Source organism: Streptomyces sp. NPDC006487 (assembly GCF_042870555.1).
Taxonomy (GTDB): domain Bacteria; phylum Actinomycetota; class Actinomycetes; order Streptomycetales; family Streptomycetaceae; genus Streptomyces.
Map to the genome: position 1 here is coordinate 205080 of NZ_JBIAHN010000010.1, position 17750 is coordinate 222829.

General features: G+C 72.2%; 20 protein-coding genes. 12 read left to right on the plus strand and 8 right to left on the minus strand.

Going from position 1 to position 17750, the window contains the following annotated elements; genetic code table 11:
• Positions 1-74 precede the first annotated feature (74 nt).
• Both dapE and ACFYM0_RS19220 read left to right on the plus strand, forming a co-directional pair.
• On the plus strand, positions 75-1154 hold the full coding sequence (dapE, locus tag ACFYM0_RS19215; RefSeq protein ID WP_388502751.1) for a succinyl-diaminopimelate desuccinylase: 1080 nt from the start codon (positions 75-77) through the stop codon (positions 1152-1154).
• A gap of 64 nt (positions 1155-1218) precedes the next feature.
• Complete coding sequence (locus ACFYM0_RS19220) at positions 1219-1977, plus strand: TIGR00730 family Rossman fold protein (RefSeq protein ID WP_388502754.1); 759 nt, start codon at positions 1219-1221, stop codon at positions 1975-1977.
• A 49-nt stretch (positions 1978-2026) separates the two neighbouring features.
• On the opposite strand, the gene folP is transcribed toward ACFYM0_RS19220, so the two are convergent.
• The gene (folP, locus tag ACFYM0_RS19225; RefSeq protein ID WP_388502757.1) at positions 2027-2887 is read right to left on the minus strand and encodes a dihydropteroate synthase; all 861 of its coding nucleotides are present in this window, start codon (positions 2885-2887) and stop codon (positions 2027-2029) included.
• 76 nt (positions 2888-2963) lie between these two features.
• Between folP and ACFYM0_RS19230 the strand changes: the two genes are divergently transcribed.
• Positions 2964-3335 (plus strand): DivIVA domain-containing protein, encoded by a 372-nt coding sequence (locus ACFYM0_RS19230; protein ID WP_388502759.1) that lies wholly within the window; start codon positions 2964-2966, stop codon positions 3333-3335.
• Positions 3332-3907, plus strand: a complete 576-nt coding sequence (locus ACFYM0_RS19235; protein ID WP_388502762.1) for a DNA-3-methyladenine glycosylase I — start codon at positions 3332-3334, stop codon at positions 3905-3907. Before ACFYM0_RS19230 ends, ACFYM0_RS19235 begins: the two co-directional genes overlap by 4 nt.
• 258 nt (positions 3908-4165) lie before the next feature.
• Here the strand turns inward: ACFYM0_RS19235 and ACFYM0_RS19240 are convergent, their stop codons facing one another.
• On the minus strand, positions 4166-4969 hold the full coding sequence (locus tag ACFYM0_RS19240) for an enoyl-CoA hydratase/isomerase family protein (RefSeq protein ID WP_388502765.1): 804 nt from the start codon (positions 4967-4969) through the stop codon (positions 4166-4168).
• Between the two features lie 331 nt (positions 4970-5300).
• Between ACFYM0_RS19240 and ACFYM0_RS19245 the strand changes: the two genes are divergently transcribed.
• Both ACFYM0_RS19245 and ACFYM0_RS19250 read left to right on the plus strand, forming a co-directional pair.
• Positions 5301-5468, plus strand: coding sequence for a DUF3117 domain-containing protein (locus ACFYM0_RS19245; RefSeq protein ID WP_003966491.1), 168 nt, complete (start codon positions 5301-5303; stop codon positions 5466-5468).
• A 124-nt stretch (positions 5469-5592) separates the two neighbouring features.
• Positions 5593-6210: a hypothetical protein gene (locus ACFYM0_RS19250; protein WP_388502767.1), complete on the plus strand. Its 618-nt coding sequence runs from the start codon at positions 5593-5595 to the stop codon at positions 6208-6210.
• Between the two features lie 107 nt (positions 6211-6317).
• On the opposite strand, the gene ACFYM0_RS19255 is transcribed toward ACFYM0_RS19250, so the two are convergent.
• Positions 6318-6980 (minus strand): O-methyltransferase, encoded by a 663-nt coding sequence (locus ACFYM0_RS19255; protein ID WP_250741749.1) that lies wholly within the window; start codon positions 6978-6980, stop codon positions 6318-6320.
• A 143-nt stretch (positions 6981-7123) separates the two neighbouring features.
• On the opposite strand from ACFYM0_RS19255, the gene sigE reads away from it, so the two are divergent.
• From sigE to ACFYM0_RS19280, 5 genes are all read left to right on the plus strand, one after another.
• A complete protein-coding gene (sigE, locus tag ACFYM0_RS19260; RefSeq protein ID WP_243335949.1) occupies positions 7124-7903 on the plus strand; it encodes an RNA polymerase sigma factor SigE in 780 nt (259 codons plus the stop codon).
• Positions 7900-8583 (plus strand): anti-sigma factor family protein, encoded by a 684-nt coding sequence (locus tag ACFYM0_RS19265; RefSeq protein ID WP_388502770.1) that lies wholly within the window; start codon positions 7900-7902, stop codon positions 8581-8583. Before sigE ends, ACFYM0_RS19265 begins: the two co-directional genes overlap by 4 nt.
• Positions 8584-8798: 215 nt before the next feature.
• Positions 8799-10262, plus strand: a complete 1464-nt coding sequence (locus ACFYM0_RS19270; RefSeq protein ID WP_388502773.1) for a S1C family serine protease — start codon at positions 8799-8801, stop codon at positions 10260-10262.
• A 118-nt stretch (positions 10263-10380) separates the two neighbouring features.
• Positions 10381-10827: a sec-independent translocase gene (locus tag ACFYM0_RS19275; protein ID WP_388503041.1), complete on the plus strand. Its 447-nt coding sequence runs from the start codon at positions 10381-10383 to the stop codon at positions 10825-10827.
• Positions 10828-10961: 134 nt separating this feature from the next.
• Positions 10962-11675: a hypothetical protein gene (locus ACFYM0_RS19280; protein WP_388502775.1), complete on the plus strand. Its 714-nt coding sequence runs from the start codon at positions 10962-10964 to the stop codon at positions 11673-11675.
• Between the two features lie 100 nt (positions 11676-11775).
• Here ACFYM0_RS19280 and ACFYM0_RS19285 read toward each other — a convergent pair whose 3' ends face one another.
• The 3 genes from ACFYM0_RS19285 to ACFYM0_RS19295 all read right to left on the minus strand — a co-directional run bounded on the left by ACFYM0_RS19285 (position 11776) and on the right by ACFYM0_RS19295 (position 14983).
• Positions 11776-12945, minus strand: a complete 1170-nt coding sequence (locus tag ACFYM0_RS19285) for an Mrp/NBP35 family ATP-binding protein (protein ID WP_388502777.1) — start codon at positions 12943-12945, stop codon at positions 11776-11778.
• Positions 12946-12987: 42 nt separating this feature from the next.
• Positions 12988-13494 (minus strand): DUF1003 domain-containing protein, encoded by a 507-nt coding sequence (locus ACFYM0_RS19290; protein WP_388503044.1) that lies wholly within the window; start codon positions 13492-13494, stop codon positions 12988-12990.
• 181 nt (positions 13495-13675) lie between these two features.
• On the minus strand, positions 13676-14983 hold the full coding sequence (locus tag ACFYM0_RS19295) for a magnesium transporter MgtE N-terminal domain-containing protein (RefSeq protein WP_327254807.1): 1308 nt from the start codon (positions 14981-14983) through the stop codon (positions 13676-13678).
• 278 nt (positions 14984-15261) lie between these two features.
• Here ACFYM0_RS19295 and ACFYM0_RS19300 point away from each other — a divergent pair, with 278 nt between their 5' ends.
• Entirely contained in the window at positions 15262-16044 is a 783-nt protein-coding gene (locus ACFYM0_RS19300) for a hypothetical protein (RefSeq protein ID WP_388502780.1), read from the plus strand.
• A gap of 27 nt (positions 16045-16071) precedes the next feature.
• Here the strand turns inward: ACFYM0_RS19300 and ACFYM0_RS19305 are convergent, their stop codons facing one another.
• Complete coding sequence (locus tag ACFYM0_RS19305) at positions 16072-16587, minus strand: hypothetical protein (RefSeq protein WP_388502783.1); 516 nt, start codon at positions 16585-16587, stop codon at positions 16072-16074.
• 31 nt (positions 16588-16618) lie between these two features.
• Positions 16619-17743 carry a magnesium and cobalt transport protein CorA gene (locus ACFYM0_RS19310; RefSeq protein ID WP_388502786.1) on the minus strand — a complete coding sequence of 375 codons (1125 nt, stop codon included), beginning with the start codon at positions 17741-17743 and terminating at the stop codon, positions 16619-16621.
• Between the last annotated feature and the right edge of the window lie 7 nt (positions 17744-17750).

Here is a 17750-nt window from a genome sequence, read left to right on the forward strand (position 1 = left end):
CTTGAGCCATACGACGCGTCCATCGGCCGGACGGACAAGGCTTCGCCGCAGTCCGGGGCGTTAGGGTCAGCTCCATGTCCGAATCCGAGCTGGACCTCACCCTGGACGCCGCCGAGCTGACCGCCCGGCTCGTCGACATCCCCTCCGTGAGCGGCGACGAGAAGGTACTCGCCGACCTCGTGGAACACGCCTTGCGCGGCCTCCCGCACCTGACCGTGGACCGCTTCGGCAACAACGTGGTCGCGCGAACGCACCTGGGCCGCGCCGAACGCGTCGTACTCGCCGGGCACCTCGACACCGTGCCGATCGCCGACAACGTGCCCTCCCGCCTCGACGAGAACGACGTCCTGTGGGGATGCGGCACCACCGACATGAAGTCGGGCGTCGCCGTACAGCTGCGCATCGCCGCCACGGTCCCCGAGCCCAACCGCGACCTCACCTTCGTCTTCTACGACCAGGAAGAGGTCGCCGCCGACCTCAACGGCCTCGGCAAGGTCGCCGAAGCCCACCCCGACTGGCTGACCGGCGACTTCGCCGTCCTCCTCGAACCCTCCAACGCCGAGGTCGAGGGGGGCTGCCAGGGCACCCTGCGCGTCCTGCTCCGCACGGCCGGCGAGCGCGCCCACTCCGCGCGCAGCTGGATGGGCTCCAACGCCATCCACGCGGCGAGCCCGATCCTGGCCACGCTGGCGGCGTACGAGCCCCGCAAGCCCGTGATCGACGGCCTGGAGTACCACGAGGGCCTCAACGCGGTCCGCATCGACGGCGGCGTCGCCAACAACGTCATCCCGCACGCGTGCACGGTCACGGTCAACTTCCGCTTCGCGCCCGACCGGACCACGGACGAGGCCATCGCCCACGTCCGCGAGGTCTTCGCGGACTGCGACATCGACGAGTTCGTCATCGACGACCTCTCGCCCGGCGCCCTCCCCGGACTCTCCCACCCGGCCGCCGCGGCCTTCATGGAGGCCGTCGGAGGACACGCCATGCCGAAGTTCGGCTGGACGGACGTCTCCCGCTTCAGTGCGCTGGGCGTCCCGGCGGTCAACTACGGCCCGGGCGACGCCCTGCTGGCCCACAAGGCCGACGAGCGGGTCGAAACGAAGGCGATCCTCCACTGCGAGGAACGACTCCGCGCCTGGCTGACCTCCTGAATTCCGCTTCTCGTCACCTTTGTGCGCCTAACCTGATCCAACGATCAGCAGGAGGGAGCACATCATGGGCAACCCTGAAGGGTCCGCTCGTCGTCGGCCCGAGGAGCAGCAGCTCGGGCCGGTGCTGAGGAGGCGGGGCCAGGTGCAGGCCGGCAGCACGACGGACCAGCGGCTGCTGGATTCGGCCGGGCCCTCCGAGTGGGTGCACACCGATCCGTGGCGGGTCCTGCGCATCCAGTCGGAGTTCATCGAGGGCTTCGGCACCCTGGCGGAGCTGCCGCCCGCGATCAGCGTGTTCGGCTCCGCGCGGACGCCGGCGGGTTCGCCGGAGTACGAGGCCGGCGTGCGGATCGGCGGCGCGCTCGTGGAGGCCGGGTTCGCGGTGATCACGGGCGGCGGTCCGGGTGCGATGGAGGCGGCCAACAAGGGCGCGCGGGAGGCGAACGGCCTCTCGGTGGGCCTGGGCATCGAGCTCCCCTTCGAGCAGGGGCTCAACGAGCACGTCGACCTCGGGCTGAACTTCCGGTACTTCTTCGTCCGCAAGACGATGTTCGTGAAGTACAGCCAGGGCTTCGTGGTCCTGCCGGGCGGCCTCGGCACCCTCGACGAAATGTTCGAGGCCCTGACCCTGGTCCAGACGCAGAAGATCACCCGCTTCCCGATCGTGCTGTTCGGCACGGCGTACTGGAGCGGGCTCATCGACTGGCTGAAGAACACGGTCATCGCCCAGGGCAAGGCCTCGGAGAAGGACCTCTACCTCTTCCACGTCACCGACGACGTGGACGAGGCGATCGCGCTCGTGACGAAGGAAGTCGGCAGGTAGCGCACCCCGCCGGAGGCGGCACCGGCCTCCGGCTGGTCGGACCGTCCTGTCAGGCCAGTCCCCGGCGGGCGACCGCCGGGGGCCGGTGGCCCTGGATCGAGCGGACCATGTCCAGGATCTGCTTGGTTTCCGCGACCTCGTGGACGCGGTAGACCTGGGCGCCCAGCCAGGCCGAGACGGCCGTCGTGGCCAGGGTGCCCAGGAGGCGCTCCTTCACGGGCTTGTCGAGGGTCTCGCCGACGAAGTCCTTGTTGGAGAGGGAGACCAGGACCGGCCAGCCCGTCTCCGCCATCTCCGAGAGGCGGCGGGTGGCTTCCAGGGAGTGGCGGGTGTTCTTCCCGAAGTCGTGGCCCGGGTCGATCATGATCGACTCGCGGGGGACGCCCAGGGCCGCCGCGCGCTCGGCCAGACCGACCGTGACGCGCAGGATGTCGGCCATCACGTCCTCGTACTCGGTCCGGTGCGGCCGGGTCCGCGGCTCGGCCCCGCCCGCGTGGGTGCAGACGATGCCCGCGCCGTGGCGCGCGGCGACTTCCGCGAGCTTCGGGTCCACCCCGCCCCACGCGTCGTTCAGCACATCGGCCCCGGCCTCGCAGACCGCCTCGCCGACCTCGTGCCGCCAGGTGTCGACGCTGATCACCACGTCGGGGTGGCGGCGGCGGACCTCGGCGACGAAGCCCACCGTGCGCCGGGCTTCCTCCGCCGCGTCCACGTGCTCGCCGGGACCGGCCTTCACCCCGCCGATGTCGATGATCGCGGCGCCCTCGGCCACCGCCTGCTCGACCCGGTCCAGGGCCGGCTCGTCGCGGAAGGTCGCTCCCTGGTCGTAGAAGGAGTCAGGGGTCCGGTTCACGATGGCCATGATCACCGGCTCGTGGTCGTCGAACTCGCGCCTGCCCAGTCGCAGCATCCTGCTCTTTCCTCCTTCGGCGACCCTTGCGCCTCGCCAGCGACCTTAACCTGGTGGCCGGAGTCTCTCAGGGGAGTTGATCGTGTTCGCGTTCTTGCTCATCGCGCTGGTCGTGGTCGTCGCCGGAGTCACCCTCGCGGTGGCCGGCGGAGGGTCCGAGGCCGTGCTGCCGGAGGCCGAGCCCGACCGGCTGTCCGACGCCCTGCCGGAGAACCGTCCCGTCGTCCGGGCGGACATCGACGAGCTGCGTCTGCCCGTGGCCCCGCGGGGCTACCGGATGGCCGACGTGGACGACGTACTGGAGCGGCTGGCGGCGGAGCTGGCGGAGCGCGACGCGCGGATCGCCCAGCTGACTGCTGCGGTCGCACCCGCCTCCGTGTCCGCTTCCGGGCCCGCTTCCGCTTCCGCCGACGGCTCCGTGGACCTGACCAAGGGCGCCGAGCAGTGAGCGGAGTGCTCGCCGGCCCCGACGGGAGCCTGCGGTGCCCCTGGGGGCTGGCCACCGAGGACTACATCGCGTACCACGACACGGAGTGGGGCCGTCCGGTCCACGGGGACGACGCGCTCTACGAGCGGCTGTGCCTGGAGGCCTTCCAGTCGGGGCTGTCCTGGCTGACGATCCTGCGCCGCCGCGAGGGGTTCCGGAAGGCCTTCGCGGGCTTCGAGATCGCCAAGGTGGCGGAGTTCGGGGCGGCGGACGCGGAACGGCTCCTCGCCGACGAGGGGATCATCCGGAACCGGGCCAAGATCGAGGCGACCCTCGCCAACGCCAAGACCCTGGCCGGGTGGGAGGCGGGGGAACTCGACGCCCTGATCTGGTCCCACGCCCCGGCGCCCGGGCGGGCTCCGAAGAGCACCACCGAGATTCCGGCGGTGACTCCGGAGTCCACGGCCCTGGCCAAGGCCCTGAAGAAGGCGGGCATCCGCTTCGTGGGCCCCACGACGGCCTACGCCCTGATGCAGGCCTGCGGCCTGGTCAACGACCACCTGGCCCGCTGCATGGCCCGCGACCTGCCCTGACCGGACCTGAACGGACCGGACCTGAACGGACCGGACCGGTGGGGCGAAGTCACCCACCCGCCCTTCCACCGTTCCCCGGGGCTCGGCTCCTCCGCCTTTTTCAGCCGTCCGGCGTTTGATGACCGGGGTCCGGGGCGGAGCCCCGGGAGGGGTCCGGGCACAGCCCGGGGAACGGGCGAAGGGCGGGTAGGAGACCTCGCCCCGCGCGGCGGTACCCGCCAGCCGCGCAGCCGCACCCGTACCCGCCCGGCGGAGCCGCTAGCGGCCCAGGTACCGCGGAGCCTGCTTCGCGAGGAAGGCCTCCACGGCGATGCCGTGGTCCTCGGAGGCCCCTGCCCGGGCCTGGAGGACGTCCTCACGGTCCAGGGCGTCGGAGAGCGACCGGGAGGCCCCGTACGCCAGGGACTCCTTCAGCGCCGCGTAGGCGACCGTGGGGCCCTCGGCCAGCCGCCGGGCCACGGCCAGCGCCTCGGACGCCAGCTCCTCCGAGGGGACGACGCGGTTCGCGATGCCGAGTTCCAGTGCCTCCGGGGCCTTCACGGACCGCGGGAAGAGCAGCAGATCGGAGGCGCGCGAGCCGCCGATGAGGCGGGGCAGCGTCCAGGAGACGCCCGAGTCGGCCGTCAGGGCGACCCCCGCGAAGGAGGTGTTGAAGGAGGCGGTGTCCGCGACCACGCGGAAGTCCGCGGCCAGGGCGAAGCCGAAGCCCGCGCCCGCCGCGACGCCGTTCACTCCCGCGACCACCGGCTTGGGCATCTCCGTCAGCGCCCGGACGATCGGGTTGTAGTGCTCCGCGACGGTGTTCATCGTCAGCGAGGAGCCGTGCTCGCGGTCGGCCGCGAGGAACCCGACGTGTTCCTTGAGGTCCTGGCCCACGCAGAACGCCCGGTTGCCGGCCGCGGTGAGCAGGACCGCCCGTACCGCCGGATCCGCGGCCGCCGCCCGGGCCGCGTCGCGCAGGGCGACCTTGGCCTCGGTGTTCATGGCGTTCATTGCCTCGGGACGGTTGATCGTGATGGTCGCGAGTCCGTCGGTCACTTCGTAGAGCACGCTGTCGGCCATGGCGGGGGTCCCCCTTCGTCGCGGGCTGGCTACCGGCCGGTACCGGCCGGTGCAAAGGTCAGCATGGCGGACCGGACCGGGGTCGGACATGTGATGTGCGTCAAATAAACGGAAGGGCATACGCGTGGCGCGGCGGCGAAGTATCGCAGGCGTGTCCCCGAAATGAGTGGTTTTGGTCAAGCGCGTTGCACAAGCGTTCCCAGCCGATGTTGGTCATCGGGTCCTGACATGCGGGATAATGGCCTGGAAGCAATGTGTTCGATGCCGGGTACTAGGCGCCTGAATGGAGCCGTCGGCTGACGATGAACTGGTTTCAGGAAGGGGAACGAGCATGGCGGCCATGAAGCCGCGGACGGGCGACGGCCCGCTCGAGGTCACCAAGGAGGGGCGGGGCATCGTCATGCGCGTACCGCTCGAGGGCGGCGGTCGGCTCGTCGTCGAGCTGACTCCGGACGAGGCGGACGCCCTGGGTGACGCCCTGAAGAAGGTCGTCGGCTGATCCCCCAGGGGCGCTGACAGTACTTTCGCTGCATTCTCTGCACTGCCCCGGCCGCGATCTGCGGTCGGGGCAGTGTTGTGTCCCCGGGACCCCGCCCCCGGACCGTGATCGCCGGAGCCGCGCCGTGACCTTCTCCCCGCCCGCTCCGCCGGCCTTCGCCGACTGCACGCCCCGCCAGAAGGCGGCCCGGGTCCTCACGGAGGTCCTGGCACCGGCGCACCTGGTGGTGGCCCAGCTCCTGTTGATCGGCTGGCACAGCACCGGGTCGTGGGCGGGTCTCGGCTGGGGACTGCTCGGTGCCCTGTTCTGCGGAGCGGTCCCGATCGCCATCGTCCTGCTCGGCGTCCGGCGCGGGGCGCTGACCGACCAGCACATCCGGGTCCGGCGCCAGCGGGTCGTCCCGATGGGGCTCAGCCTGGTCTCGGTCCTCGCCGGGATCGCCCTCCTGCGCGTGCTCGGAGCCCCGGCCGACGTCTTCGCGCTCGTCGTCGCGATGCTCGTCGGCCTCGTCTCGTCGCTGCTGGTGACGGTCGGCTGGCAGATATCCATCCACATGTCGGTGGCCGGCGGCACCGTGATGATCCTGCTGCTGGTCTTCGGCCCGGCGCTGCTCCCCGCGGTGCTGGTCGCCGCAGGCACGGGATGGTCCCGGCTGGTCCTGAAGGCGCACACCACCGCGCAGATCCTCGCCGGAAGCGTGCTGGGCGCCACGGCCGCGCTGACCTTCGCGCTGCTGCGGTGACCTTCGGGCAGTGCGGTGACCCTCGGGCAGTGCGGTGACCTTCGGGCAGTGCGGTGACCCTCGGGCAGTGCGGTGACCTTCGGGCAGTGCGGTGACCCCGTGTGGGCTCAGCGCCGGACCGCGCACAGCAGGCCGTCGCCCACCGGGAGCAGGGCGGCCTCCAGGGCCGGGGTCTCGCGGACGGTGCGCAGCAGCTCGCGGACGCGGAGCACCTCGACCGGCTGGGCCGCGGAGTCGACCGTACGGCCGTCGGAGAAGACTCCCTCGAAGCAGACCAGGCCGCCGGGGCGGAGCAGGCGCAACGATTCAGCGAGGTAGTCGAGGGACTCGGACGGGTCCCCGTCGCAGAAGACGAGGTCGTACCCGCCGTCGGCCAGCCGGGGCAGTACGTCCAGAGCGCGGCCGGGGATGAAGCGGGCGCGGTTGCCCGCGAAGCCGGCGGCGCGGAAGGCCTGGCGGGCGAAGGCCTGCCGGTCCGCTTCGGGATCCACGGTGGTCAGGACCCCGTCGGCGCGCATTCCGTGCAGGAGGTGGATGCCGGACACGCCGGTTCCGGTGCCGATCTCGGCGACCGCCTTCGCGTCCGCGGTGGCGGCGAGCAGGCGCAGCGCGGCCCCGGTGCCGGGGGATACGGAACGGAGTCCCGCTTCCCTGGACCGGTCTCGGGCCCATCGCAGAGCGTCGTCTTCGGCGACAAACGCGTCGGCGAACGCCCAGCTCGTCTGCCGGTTGCCGGTAATGACCCTCTCCTGTCCCCATAGTTGGCGCAACGGTGACTGTATCCGCTGGAGTCGGGAACCCGCAGATGGGACCGGGCGTTGAGAGCAGTAGAGACGCAAGAGCGGCCCGGGGCCCAGGACCCGTGCAAAGTTACTGCAAAAAAGCTTATCCAGAGCTGACGGGAGGGGTGGCTATGGTAGGGATTCCGCTGGACACCACCAGAGCCGACAGGGGAGGTGCGGCTGCGCCTGTGGATCGTGGGGGTGTCCTCCGACGCCTCTTCTGGTCGGCCGGTGAGCCGAAATCCGTGACCAACATTGCTGACCGTTTCCGCACCGTAGACACCGCAACCACCGCGACCTTCGCCGCCGATGCGGGCTCCCAGGCGTGGACCCCTCCCTCGTGGGAGGAGATCGTCAGCACGCACAGTGCGCGGGTCTACCGTCTCGCCTACAGGCTGACGGGCAACCAGCACGACGCCGAGGACCTGACGCAGGAAGTCTTCGTCCGCGTCTTCCGCTCGCTGTCCACGTACACGCCCGGCACCTTCGAGGGCTGGCTGCACCGGATCACCACGAACCTCTTCCTGGACATGGTCCGCCGCAAGCAGCGCATCCGCTTCGACGCGCTCGCCGACGACGCCGCCGAGCGGCTGCCGAGCCGGGAGCCCTCCCCGCAGCAGGTGCTGCACGACACCCACTTCGACGCGGACGTGCAGCAGGCGCTGGACACCCTCGCGCCGGAGTTCCGCGCGGCCGTGGTGCTCTGCGACATCGAAGGCCTGTCGTACGAGGAGATCGCCGCCACGCTCGGCGTGAAGCTCGGCACCGTGCGCAGCCGTATCCACCGGGGCCGTTCGCACCTGCGCAAGGCGCTCAAGCACCGGTCTCCCGAGGCCCGTGCCGAGCAGCGCGCGCTGGCCGGTGTGGCCGTGGGCGCCCCCGGCGCCGGGGGAGAGGGCGGAGCCGAGTGAGCGGGATCAGTCCGTCCCCGTCGCCCGCCGAACAGGCTTCCTCCGCCGAACAGCATCTGGGCGACCGGCTCGCCGCCCTCGTCGACGGGGAGTTGGGCCACGACGCGCGCGAGCGGGTGCTGGCGCACCTGGCGACGTGTCCCAAGTGCAAGGCCGAGGCCGATGCGCAGCGGCGCCTGAAGACCATGTTCGTGGAGAGCGCGCCGCCTCCGCTGTCGGCCGGGCTGCTGGCGCGGTTGCAGGGGCTGCCGGGAAGCGGCTCCGATGGCCCGTCAGGGCCTTCCGGTCCCTTCGGCCCGCCGGCGGGAGCCGACCCCTTCGGGTCCTTCGGCTACGCGTCGCCCGCGGCGGCCGCCGCGCCGCAGCAACAGGGCTTCCGGATACACGAGGTGGGCCGGCAGCGGCGCCGCTTCGCGGTCGTGGCCGCGGGAGCGGTGTCGCTCGCCGCGATCGCGCTGGGCGGCTCGCTGCCGATGGAAGCGGTCGAGCCCAACGCCCGGGGCGAGGCCCCGGCCGCGCGCACGGGACCCGTGGTCCCGGTGGCCGACGCGGTGGTCCGGGAGAACCGGCTGCCGAAGCCGGGCACCGTCCCGACGCTCCGTTCGGTCACCCCCCTCGCGGCGTCCCCGACGCCCTCCCGTCCGGCCGGCTCCACGCGCCCGGTGTCCCTGTACCGCTAGCCGACGGGCCCCGGGCCGTCCAGGCCGTCCCTTTCGGATCTTGGGCCGGCCCGCCTGTCGGTCCTGCCTTCGTGCTGCTGCGTGCTGTTCGGTGCTGCCCCGGTCCCGCCTGTACGGCCCGCCGGGGCGGGCGGCGCGGGCGACCTGGTTGAATCTCCGCCAGATGCGCCGCCCCGGGCGGTCGGCGGAGAGCGACAGGCAGGCGGGGAGCACCCATGTCCGACAGTCAGCAGACCGATCCGGCGGCGGATCCGGTTCCCGGCCCCCTGCCCCGGTGGTGGAGCCGCCCCGCGGATCCCGTCGGCGCGCACGAGGCATCCGTACCGGCCCCGCGGGCCGAGCCGCCCGCGGACCCGGATCCGGCCCCGGGCACGGACACGGATCCAGTGGCCGCGCCGGCCCCTGCCCCGGTGCCCCAGTGGTGGAGCCGCCCCGCGGATCCCGTCGGCGCGCACGAGGGATCCGTACCGCCCCCGCGGACCGAGCCGGACACGGACACGGATGCGGACGCGGAGCCGCGGTACGACCCGTGGGGTGCGCGGCCGCTCCAGGCGGTGGACCGCGGCCGGGCGGGGTCCCGCCGGGTCCGGCTGCGTCAGGGCATCGTCCTCGCTCTGGGGACCGCGCTCCTGGCCGGGGGCATCGGCGGCTATGCCGGCGTCCTCGCCGAGCGGCAGGCCGGCACCCGCCTCGAACTCCCGCAGGCGGCCCGGGCCGACCGGGGCCGTGCTCCCGAGAGCGTCGCCGGGATCGCCGCCACCGCGCTGCCCGGCGTGGTCACCCTGCACGTCAACGGCGCGAAGGGCAGTTCGACCGGCACCGGCTTCGTCCTCGACGGGCAGGGCCACATCCTCACGAACAACCACGTGGTCAACGGGGCCCGGAGCATAACGGTCACCTTCAGCACCGGCGAGAGCGTCGCCGCCGAGCTGGTCGGCGGCGACACCGGATACGACCTGGCCGTCGTCAAGGTCGACGGAGTACGGGGCCTGCGGCCGCTCGCGCTCGGCAACTCCGAGAACGTCGAGGTCGGCGACCCCGTCGTGGCCATCGGAGCCCCCTTCGACCTGTCCAACACCGTCACCGCCGGCATCATCAGCGCCACCGGCCGCCCCATCACCGCCGGCGGGGACAAGGGCGACGGCAGCGACGTCAGCTACGTCGACGCCCTCCAGACCGACGCTCCCATCAACCCCGGCAACTCCGGCGGACCCCTCCTCGACGCCAAGGCCCAGGTCATCGGCATCAACAGCGCCATCCGCGGCGGCGACGGCGGGGACAGCTCCGGACAGCAGCGCGGCAGCATCGGCCTCGGCTTCGCCATCCCGGTGAACCAGGGCAAGCGCGTCGCCGAGGAGCTGATGCGCACCGGCCGCGCCACCCACCCCGTCATCGGCGTCACCCTGGACATGGACTACCCCGGAGACGGGGCCCGGGTGGGGGAGAAGAAGGGCGAGGACGGGAAGCCGACCGTCACCGCGGGCGGGCCCGGGGCCCGTGCGGGGATCAGGCCGGGCGACGTGATCACCAAGGTCGACGGGGTACGGGTGCACGGCGGCGACGAGCTGGTGATCAAGATCCGCGCCCACCGGCCGGGCGACCGGCTCACCCTCACCGTGCTGCGCGAGGGCCGGGAGCGCACGCTGGAAGTGGTCCTCGGATCGGCGAACGGATCGTGACGGGCGGGTGAAAGCCGAATCCGTCCGGTCATCAGCCGGTCCTGGTGTATTGGCCTGCGGACCGGGCCGGGTACCGTGTGACAGGCCTGACGTGAAGAGAGCCGAGGAGCGGGGCAAGGTGTTCAACGACATAGGCGCACTCGAGCTGGTCACGATCGTGGTGCTCGCCATTCTCATCTTCGGCCCGGACAAGCTGCCCAAGGTCATCCAGGACGTCACGGGCGTCATCCGGAAGATCCGCGCGTTCTCCGACAGCGCGAAGCAGGACATCCGCTCCGAGCTCGGCCCGGAATTCAAGGACTTCGAGTTCGAGGACCTGAACCCGAAGAACTTCATCCGCAAGCAGCTGACCGAGAACGAGGACCTGAAGGAGATCCGGAGCAGCTTCGATCTCCGCAAGGAACTGAACGACGTCACCGACGCGGTCAACGGCAAGGAGTCCGACGCGGCCGCCGCCGGCGGGGCCCTCCCGGCCGCCACGCCGGGCGCCGGACCGGACATGCTCAAGAAGCCCGCGACCCCGGCGCAGGAGCAGCTCACGCGCTTCGACGCCGACGCGACCTGACGCCACCCGGGACCACGCGCGCGCCTGCCTGCCCGGTGAACCGCGGTCGGATGGCTATCCTCCTTTGAGTCCGGACCCAGGACGCCCGAGGGGGGTGGGCCGTTCCGGATCCCACGGAACGAGAGGCCGCTCAGATGGAGACGACGAGCAGTAGCCGGGTAGGCACACAGCCCGCCGAGGCACAGACGCCAGCCCCCGCACTGGCAGCAGACCCTGCGCACTCCCCGGACGCGGCCGCCCCGCCCGTCCCTGCCGCCCGCCGGGCGGCCGAGGGGTACCTGCGGGCCGACTTCCCCTGGTACGGGCTGGACGGTGCCTTCACCGGCCCCCGCTGGCTGATGCAGGTCGCCGCCGGCGCCGACGGGAGCGTCGAACACGGCTCGACCGGTCATGGGGACGAGCCCTCCGCCCGCGGCGAGATCGCCACCGGGGAGAAGGAGCGCTTCGCGGTGGTCGTGACCGTGGCCAGCAACCCGCTGCGGCGCACCGCCGACGGCACCGGCGTCCTGGAGGCGACCTCGGTCTCCTCGGCGGCCTGGCTGGCCGGCTCGGGGCTGCTGGCCTACAGCTGGCCGGGGCAGATGGACCACAGCCTGCGCGACGACTGGCTCGACCAGCAGACCGAGGCCGCGTGGGAACTCGCGGACGACCTCGCGGGGCCGGACTGGTCGACGCTGTCGCTGCCGGTGGACGGGGAGCCGACGCCGTTCCACTACCGCGAGTCGGAGTTCGGGTGGGTCCTCGCCGGCTCGACCGGGAGCGGGGTGCACTTGGGTGCGTACGGGCGCGGGATGAGCGCGTACGGGCTCGGCTTCTCGGTGATCGGGGACCTGGCGGCGTACGAGTAGGACGCCCAAGCGGCACACGAGAGCAGGACACGAGAGCAGGACACGAAAAAAGGGGGGCTCAGCGAGGGAATTCCCTCGCTGAGCCCCCCTTTCGTGTGCGTCAGAACTTGTTGCGCGGGGTGATCCCCAGGGACATGCCGGCCAGGCCGCGGGCGCGGCCGCCGAGCTTGCCCGCGATGGCGCGCAGGGCCGCGCCGGCGGGGGAGTCGGGGTCGGACAGGACGACCGGGGTGCCGTCGTCGCCGCCCTCGCGCAGGCGGACGTCGATCGGGATGGAGCCCAGCACCGGTACCGCCGCGCCGACCGTCTTGGTCAGGCCGTCGGCGACCTTCTGGCCACCGCCCGAGCCGAACACGTCGACCATCTCGTCGCAGTGCGGGCAGGGCAGCCCGGACATGTTCTCGACGACGCCGACGATCTTCTGGTGGGTCTGCACGGCGATCGAGCCGGCCCGCTCCGCGACCTCGGCCGCCGCCTGCTGCGGGGTGGTCACGACGAGGATCTCGGCGTTCGGCACGAGCTGGGCCACGGAGATCGCGATGTCACCGGTGCCCGGCGGCAGGTCGAGGAGCAGGACGTCCAGGTCGCCCCAGTACACGTCGGCCAGGAACTGCTGGAGGGCCCGGTGCAGCATCGGACCGCGCCACACCACGGGGGCGTTGCCCGGGGTGAACATGCCGATGGAGATGACCTTCACACCGTGCGACGACGGCGGCATGATCATGTTCTCGACCTGGGTGGGGCGGCCCTCCACGCCGAGCATGCGCGGCACGCTGTGGCCGTAGATGTCGGCGTCGACGACGCCGACCTTGAGGCCGTCGGCCGCCATCGCCGCCGCGAGGTTCACGGTGACCGAGGACTTGCCGACGCCGCCCTTTCCGGAGGCGACCGCGTAGACGCGGGTCAGCGAGCCGGGCTGGGCGAAGGGGACCTCGCGCTCGGCGGTGCCGCCGCGCAGGGTCGCCGCGAGGTCCTTGCGCTGCTCGTCGCTCATCACGTCCAGGGTGACGGCGACCGAGGTGACGCCGGGGACGCCCCGCACGGCTTCGGTGACCAGGTTGGTGATGGTCTCGCGCATGGGGCAGCCCGACACGGTCAGGAACACGGTGACGGCGACCTCGCCCCCCTCACCGATCTCCACCGATTTGACCATGCCCAGCTCGGTGATGGGCCGGTGGATCTCGGGGTCGTTCACCGTCGCCAGCGCGTCCAGGATCGCGTCCTGCTCGGGCACTGCGGCGGCGTCGGCGGAGCTTGTGTCGGTAGCCATGCCCCGATGGTACGGCGCGGTGGCGGGCCTCAGGAAAGCCCGCTAGCGGTCGCCTTCGTCACTCTCGAGCGGGAATAGCCGCCGTTCGTCCATCTCCTTGATCAGATCCTGGAACTCGGACCGGATCCAGTCGCGTGTGGCGACCTCTCCCAGACCCATCCGCAGCGCCGCGATCTCCCGGGTCAGGTACTCGGTGTCGGCCAGCGAGCGTTCGTTCTGCTTGCGGTCCTGCTCCAGGTTGACCCGGTCCCGGTCGTCCTGGCGGTTCTGCGCCAGCAGGATCAGCGGGGCCGCGTAGGAGGCCTGGAGCGACAGCATCAGGGTCAGGAAGATGAAGGGGTACTGGTCGAAGCGCACGCTCTCCGGCGCAAAGATGTTCCAGAGCACCCAGATGATGATGACGACGGTCATCCAGACGATGAACCGGCCCGTGCCGAGGAACCGCGCGACCCGCTCCGAGAGCCGCCCGAAGGCCTCCGGGTCGTACTCGGGCAGCAGCCGGCGGCGGGCCGGGCGCGGCAGGTCGAGGCGGGTGCGCGAGCGCGACAGCGCGCTCGACCCTGTCGACTGGCCGGCCTTCGCCCGCTCGCCGCGCTCGAAAGAGGAACGTTCCGCCCGCTCCGCGGCCGCCTCCGCCAGCCCGTACTCGCGGGCCTGCGCCCGCGCCTGCTCGCGCCGTTCCCGGATCTGCTCCTTGCGCCGCTCGCGCGGCTGCTCGCCGCGCCCCCGCTCAGTTCCCACGGAGGGCCCCTTCCGCACGCTCGGAATCCTCGGGACCGCCGGGGCCCTCCGAGTGGAAGTCCGTCTCCCGCCAGTCGTCCGGCAGCAGGTGGTCCAGTACGTCGTCGACGGTGACCGCGCCCAGCAGCGAGCCGCTCTCGTCGACCACCGGGACCGCGACCATGTTGTACGCGGCCAGGTAGCTGGTCACCACCGGCAGCGAGGCGTCCGGCCGCAGCGGCGCCAGCCCGGTGTCCACGATCGAGCTGACCAGGGTGAACGGCGGATCGCGCAGCAGCCGCTGGAAGTGCACCGTGCCCAGGTACTTGCCCGTCGGGGTCTCGTCCGGCGGCCTGCACACGTACACCTGCGCCGCCAGCGCCGGCGACAGGTCCGACTGCCGTACGCGGGCCAGCGCGTCCGCGACCGTGGCATCGGGCCGCAGCACGATCGGCTCCGTGGTCATCAGACCGCCCGCGGTGTTCTCCTCGTACGACAGCAGGCGCCGCACGTCGGCGGCGTCGTCCGGCCGCATCAGCGTCAGCAGGCGTTCCTTGTCGTCCTCCGGCAGCTCCGAGAGCAGGTCGGCCGCGTCGTCCGGGTCCATCGCCTCCAGGACGTCGGCCGCGCGCTCCTCCTTCAGCTTCCCGAGGATCTCCACCTGCTCGTCCTCGGGCAGTTCCTCCATGACGTCCGCGAGCCGGTCGTCGTCCAGCGCGCTCGCCACCTCGGCACGCCGCTTCGGCGTCAGGTGGTGCAGGACGTTCGCCACGTCCGCGGGACGCATCTGCTCGAAGGTGGCGACCAGGTTCTCGGCGCCCTGCCCGTGCTCCTCCAGCGAGAAGCCCGTCACCGCCGACCACTCCACGGTCAGGGTCTCGCCGCGCCGCCGCAGCGCGCCCGACTTGCCCTTCCGTACGAAGATCCGGTCGATCTCCCAGTCGCGGCGGGCCGGCAGCTGCTGGATGGCCACGTCCAGGACGGTGACCTCCTCGTCGTCCGCGACCAGGCGCACCCGCCGGTCCAGCAGTTCGCCGAGGATCAGCCGCTCGGTGGGGCGCTGCTCGAAGCGCCGCATGTTGACCACGCCGGTGGTGATCACCTGGCCGGACTCGACGCCCGTCACCCGGGTCATGGGCAGGAAGATCCGCCGCCTGCTGACGACCTCCACCACCAGACCGAGCAGCCGGGGCGGCCGCCCGCCCACGCGCAGCATCGCGACGAGGTCGCGTACCCGGCCCACCTGGTCGCCGTTGGGGTCGAAGACGGGCACACCCGACAGATGCGAGACGAAGATCCGTGGGGCGCCTGCCGCCATCCGAGCGCCTCCTACGAGCTGCGTCATCCGTCGATCACCGGTACTGCCGCCCTCAGGTTAGCCCGTACCGCACGCAACCTCCTGGTGGGGCCGTCCGCCCGGGCATCCCCCCCGCATCCCCCCGTGCACCCCCCGGCGTCCGCGCGGTGCCCCCGCGGTGCCCCCGCGCCCTCCGTACGCGCGTCCCCACGAGCTCCGCACGGGCGCCGCGCGGAGGCCCGCGTACGGGCGGGTACGCTGCCAGCTGCTCGCCGACGCAACGAGAGGGGCACCTGCCCGTGACCGCCTATTTCCCCGCCCCGCGGCTGCGCCGGGCCGCCTTCGTCAGTGCCCTCTGCGCGGGCCTGGCCGTCGTCGGCACGGGGTGCGGGGCGGACCCCGACGAGGGGACGAACGGGGTCGGCAAACTCTCCGCCGACCAGATCGAGGACAAGGCGAAGTCGGCCGTCACCGGGGCCCAGTCGGTCCACCTCTCCGGCACGCTCGTCAGCGGCGGCAAGTCCTTCACGCTGGACATGCGGCTCGGGGCGGACGGCGGCTCCGGCGAGGTGAAGTCCCAGGACGACACCACCTTCCAGCTGCTGCGGGTCGGGGAGCAGCTCTACCTCAAGGCGGGCGCCGCGTTCTGGGGGCAGTCCGAGGCGGCCGGCAAGCTCGGCGACAAGTTCGTCAAGGTGCCCGAGGGCGACCCCTCGTACAAGCAGTTCCGCGGGTTCACCGACATGCAGGTCATGCTCGACGGGCTGCTCGGGCTCGACGGAAAGCTCACCAAGGGCGAGGACTACACCAAGGTCGGGCCCACCCGGGCCGTCCAGGTCTCGGCGGACAAGGGCAAGGGCGGCAAACTCTCGGTCTCCCTGGAGGGCACTCCCTACCCGCTCCTCATGGAACGCGCGGGCGGCGCCGGCCGGGTGACCCTCGCGGAATGGGGCGCACCGGTCGAGCTGACCGCGCCCGCGCCGGACCAGACGGTGGACTACGGTTCCGAGCTGCCCACGACCAAGGAGCAGGCGGGCGGCACCGGCCAGGGCTCGGGGCAGGGCGCGAACCCTCAGGGCTAGGCCGCCCTCCCCGGCGGGCCACGGTCCCTAGCGGGACGCCTTCTTCTTCCGCTTCAGCAGCAGCTTCGGCAGCCCGGCCGGGATGGGCCGGCGGGTCGTCGCGGGGGAGCCCAGCGGAGCCGCCGCAAGCGAACCCTCGGGGAGGGCGGCCCGGACCGCCTCCGGCTCCAGGCGCAGCAGCCGGCACTCCCGCGCCCAGCGTTCGGTCATCTCGGCGGAGTCGGGCGCGTTGAGCCGCTTGCCCTTGAGCTCGGCCACCGCGGCCTCCCACGGCTCGCTGCCGGGCACGAGCTCGCGTACGGTCGCCGTCCACGCGACGAGCCGGCCGCCCTTGTCCTTGCTGCGCACGGTGACCTCGGCCGCCGCCCCGTCCGCGAGCCCCGGGAACGGCTGCTCCCCGGGCCCGTCGCCGAGCACGTGCGCCGCGCCGTCCACCCAGGCGTGCCACAGGCCGCGGTCGGCCCCGGAGCCGCGGACCCAGATGAGGCCGGACTTCTTGGTGGCCTCCTCGACGAGGGCCAGATCGAGCGCGCTGAGAGTCATGCGCACAGGGTAGCCAGCGCCCCCCGCACGCTCACAGCCAGCCGTGGCGGCGCAGGGCACGGTGGATGGTGAAGCAGGTCCCGGCGATGGCGGCCATCACCATCGGGTAGCCGTAGCGCCACTGGAGCTCCGGCATGTGCTCGAAGTTCATCCCGTACACCCCGCAGATCATCGTGGGCACGGCGATGATCGCCGCCCAGGAGGTGATCTTGCGCATGTCCTCGTTCTGCGCGACGGTCGCCTGCGCCAGGTTGGCCTGGAGGATGGAGTTCAGCAGCTCGTCGAAGCCGACGACCTGCTCGTGCACGCGGGCCAGGTGGTCGGCGACGTCGCGGAAGTACTTCTGGATGTCGGGCTCCACCAGCCGCATCGGGCGCTCGCTGAGCAGCTCCATGGGACGCAGCAGCGGGGAGACGGCCCGCTTGAACTCCAGCACCTCGCGCTTGAGCTGGTAGATGCGGCCGGCGTCGCCGCCGCGCGCGGCGCCCTTGGCGGGGGCGGCGAAGACCTCGCTCTCCACCTCGTCGATGTCGTCCTGCACGGCCGCGGCGACGGCGATGTACCCGTCGACCACGTGGTCGGCGAGGGAGTGCAGGACGGCGGACGGCCCCTTGGCGAGGAGCGCCGGGTCGTCCTGCAGGCGGTGCCGCAGGCCCTTGAGGGAGCCGTGGCCGCCGTGCCGGACGGTGATGACGAAGTCGGGGCCGGTGAAGCACATCACCTCGCCGGTCTCCACCACCTCACTGGTGGCGGTGAGTTCGGCGTGCTCGACGTAGTGGATCGTCTTGAAGACGGTGAAGAGGGTGTCGTCGTAGCGCTCCAGCTTCGGCCGCTGGTGCGCGTGCACCGCGTCCTCCACCGCGAGCGGGTGCAGCCCGAACACGGCGGCGATCCCGGCGAACTCGGCCTCCGTCGGCTCGTGCAGACCGATCCACGCGAAACCGCCGTCCTCGCGGACCTCGCGCAGCGCCTCACGGGGCGTCAGGCAGGAGGCCCCCTGCGCACGCACGGCGCGCCGCCCGTCCCGGTAGACGGCGCAGTCGACCACCGCGCTGTTCGCGGACGGGTCGCGGGTGGTGTCGTAGCCGGGCTGGGCCGGAGTGGACCTGCGCAGCGCGGGGCGGACGGCGGCACGGAGGTAGGGCAGCATCGACATGGCAGGC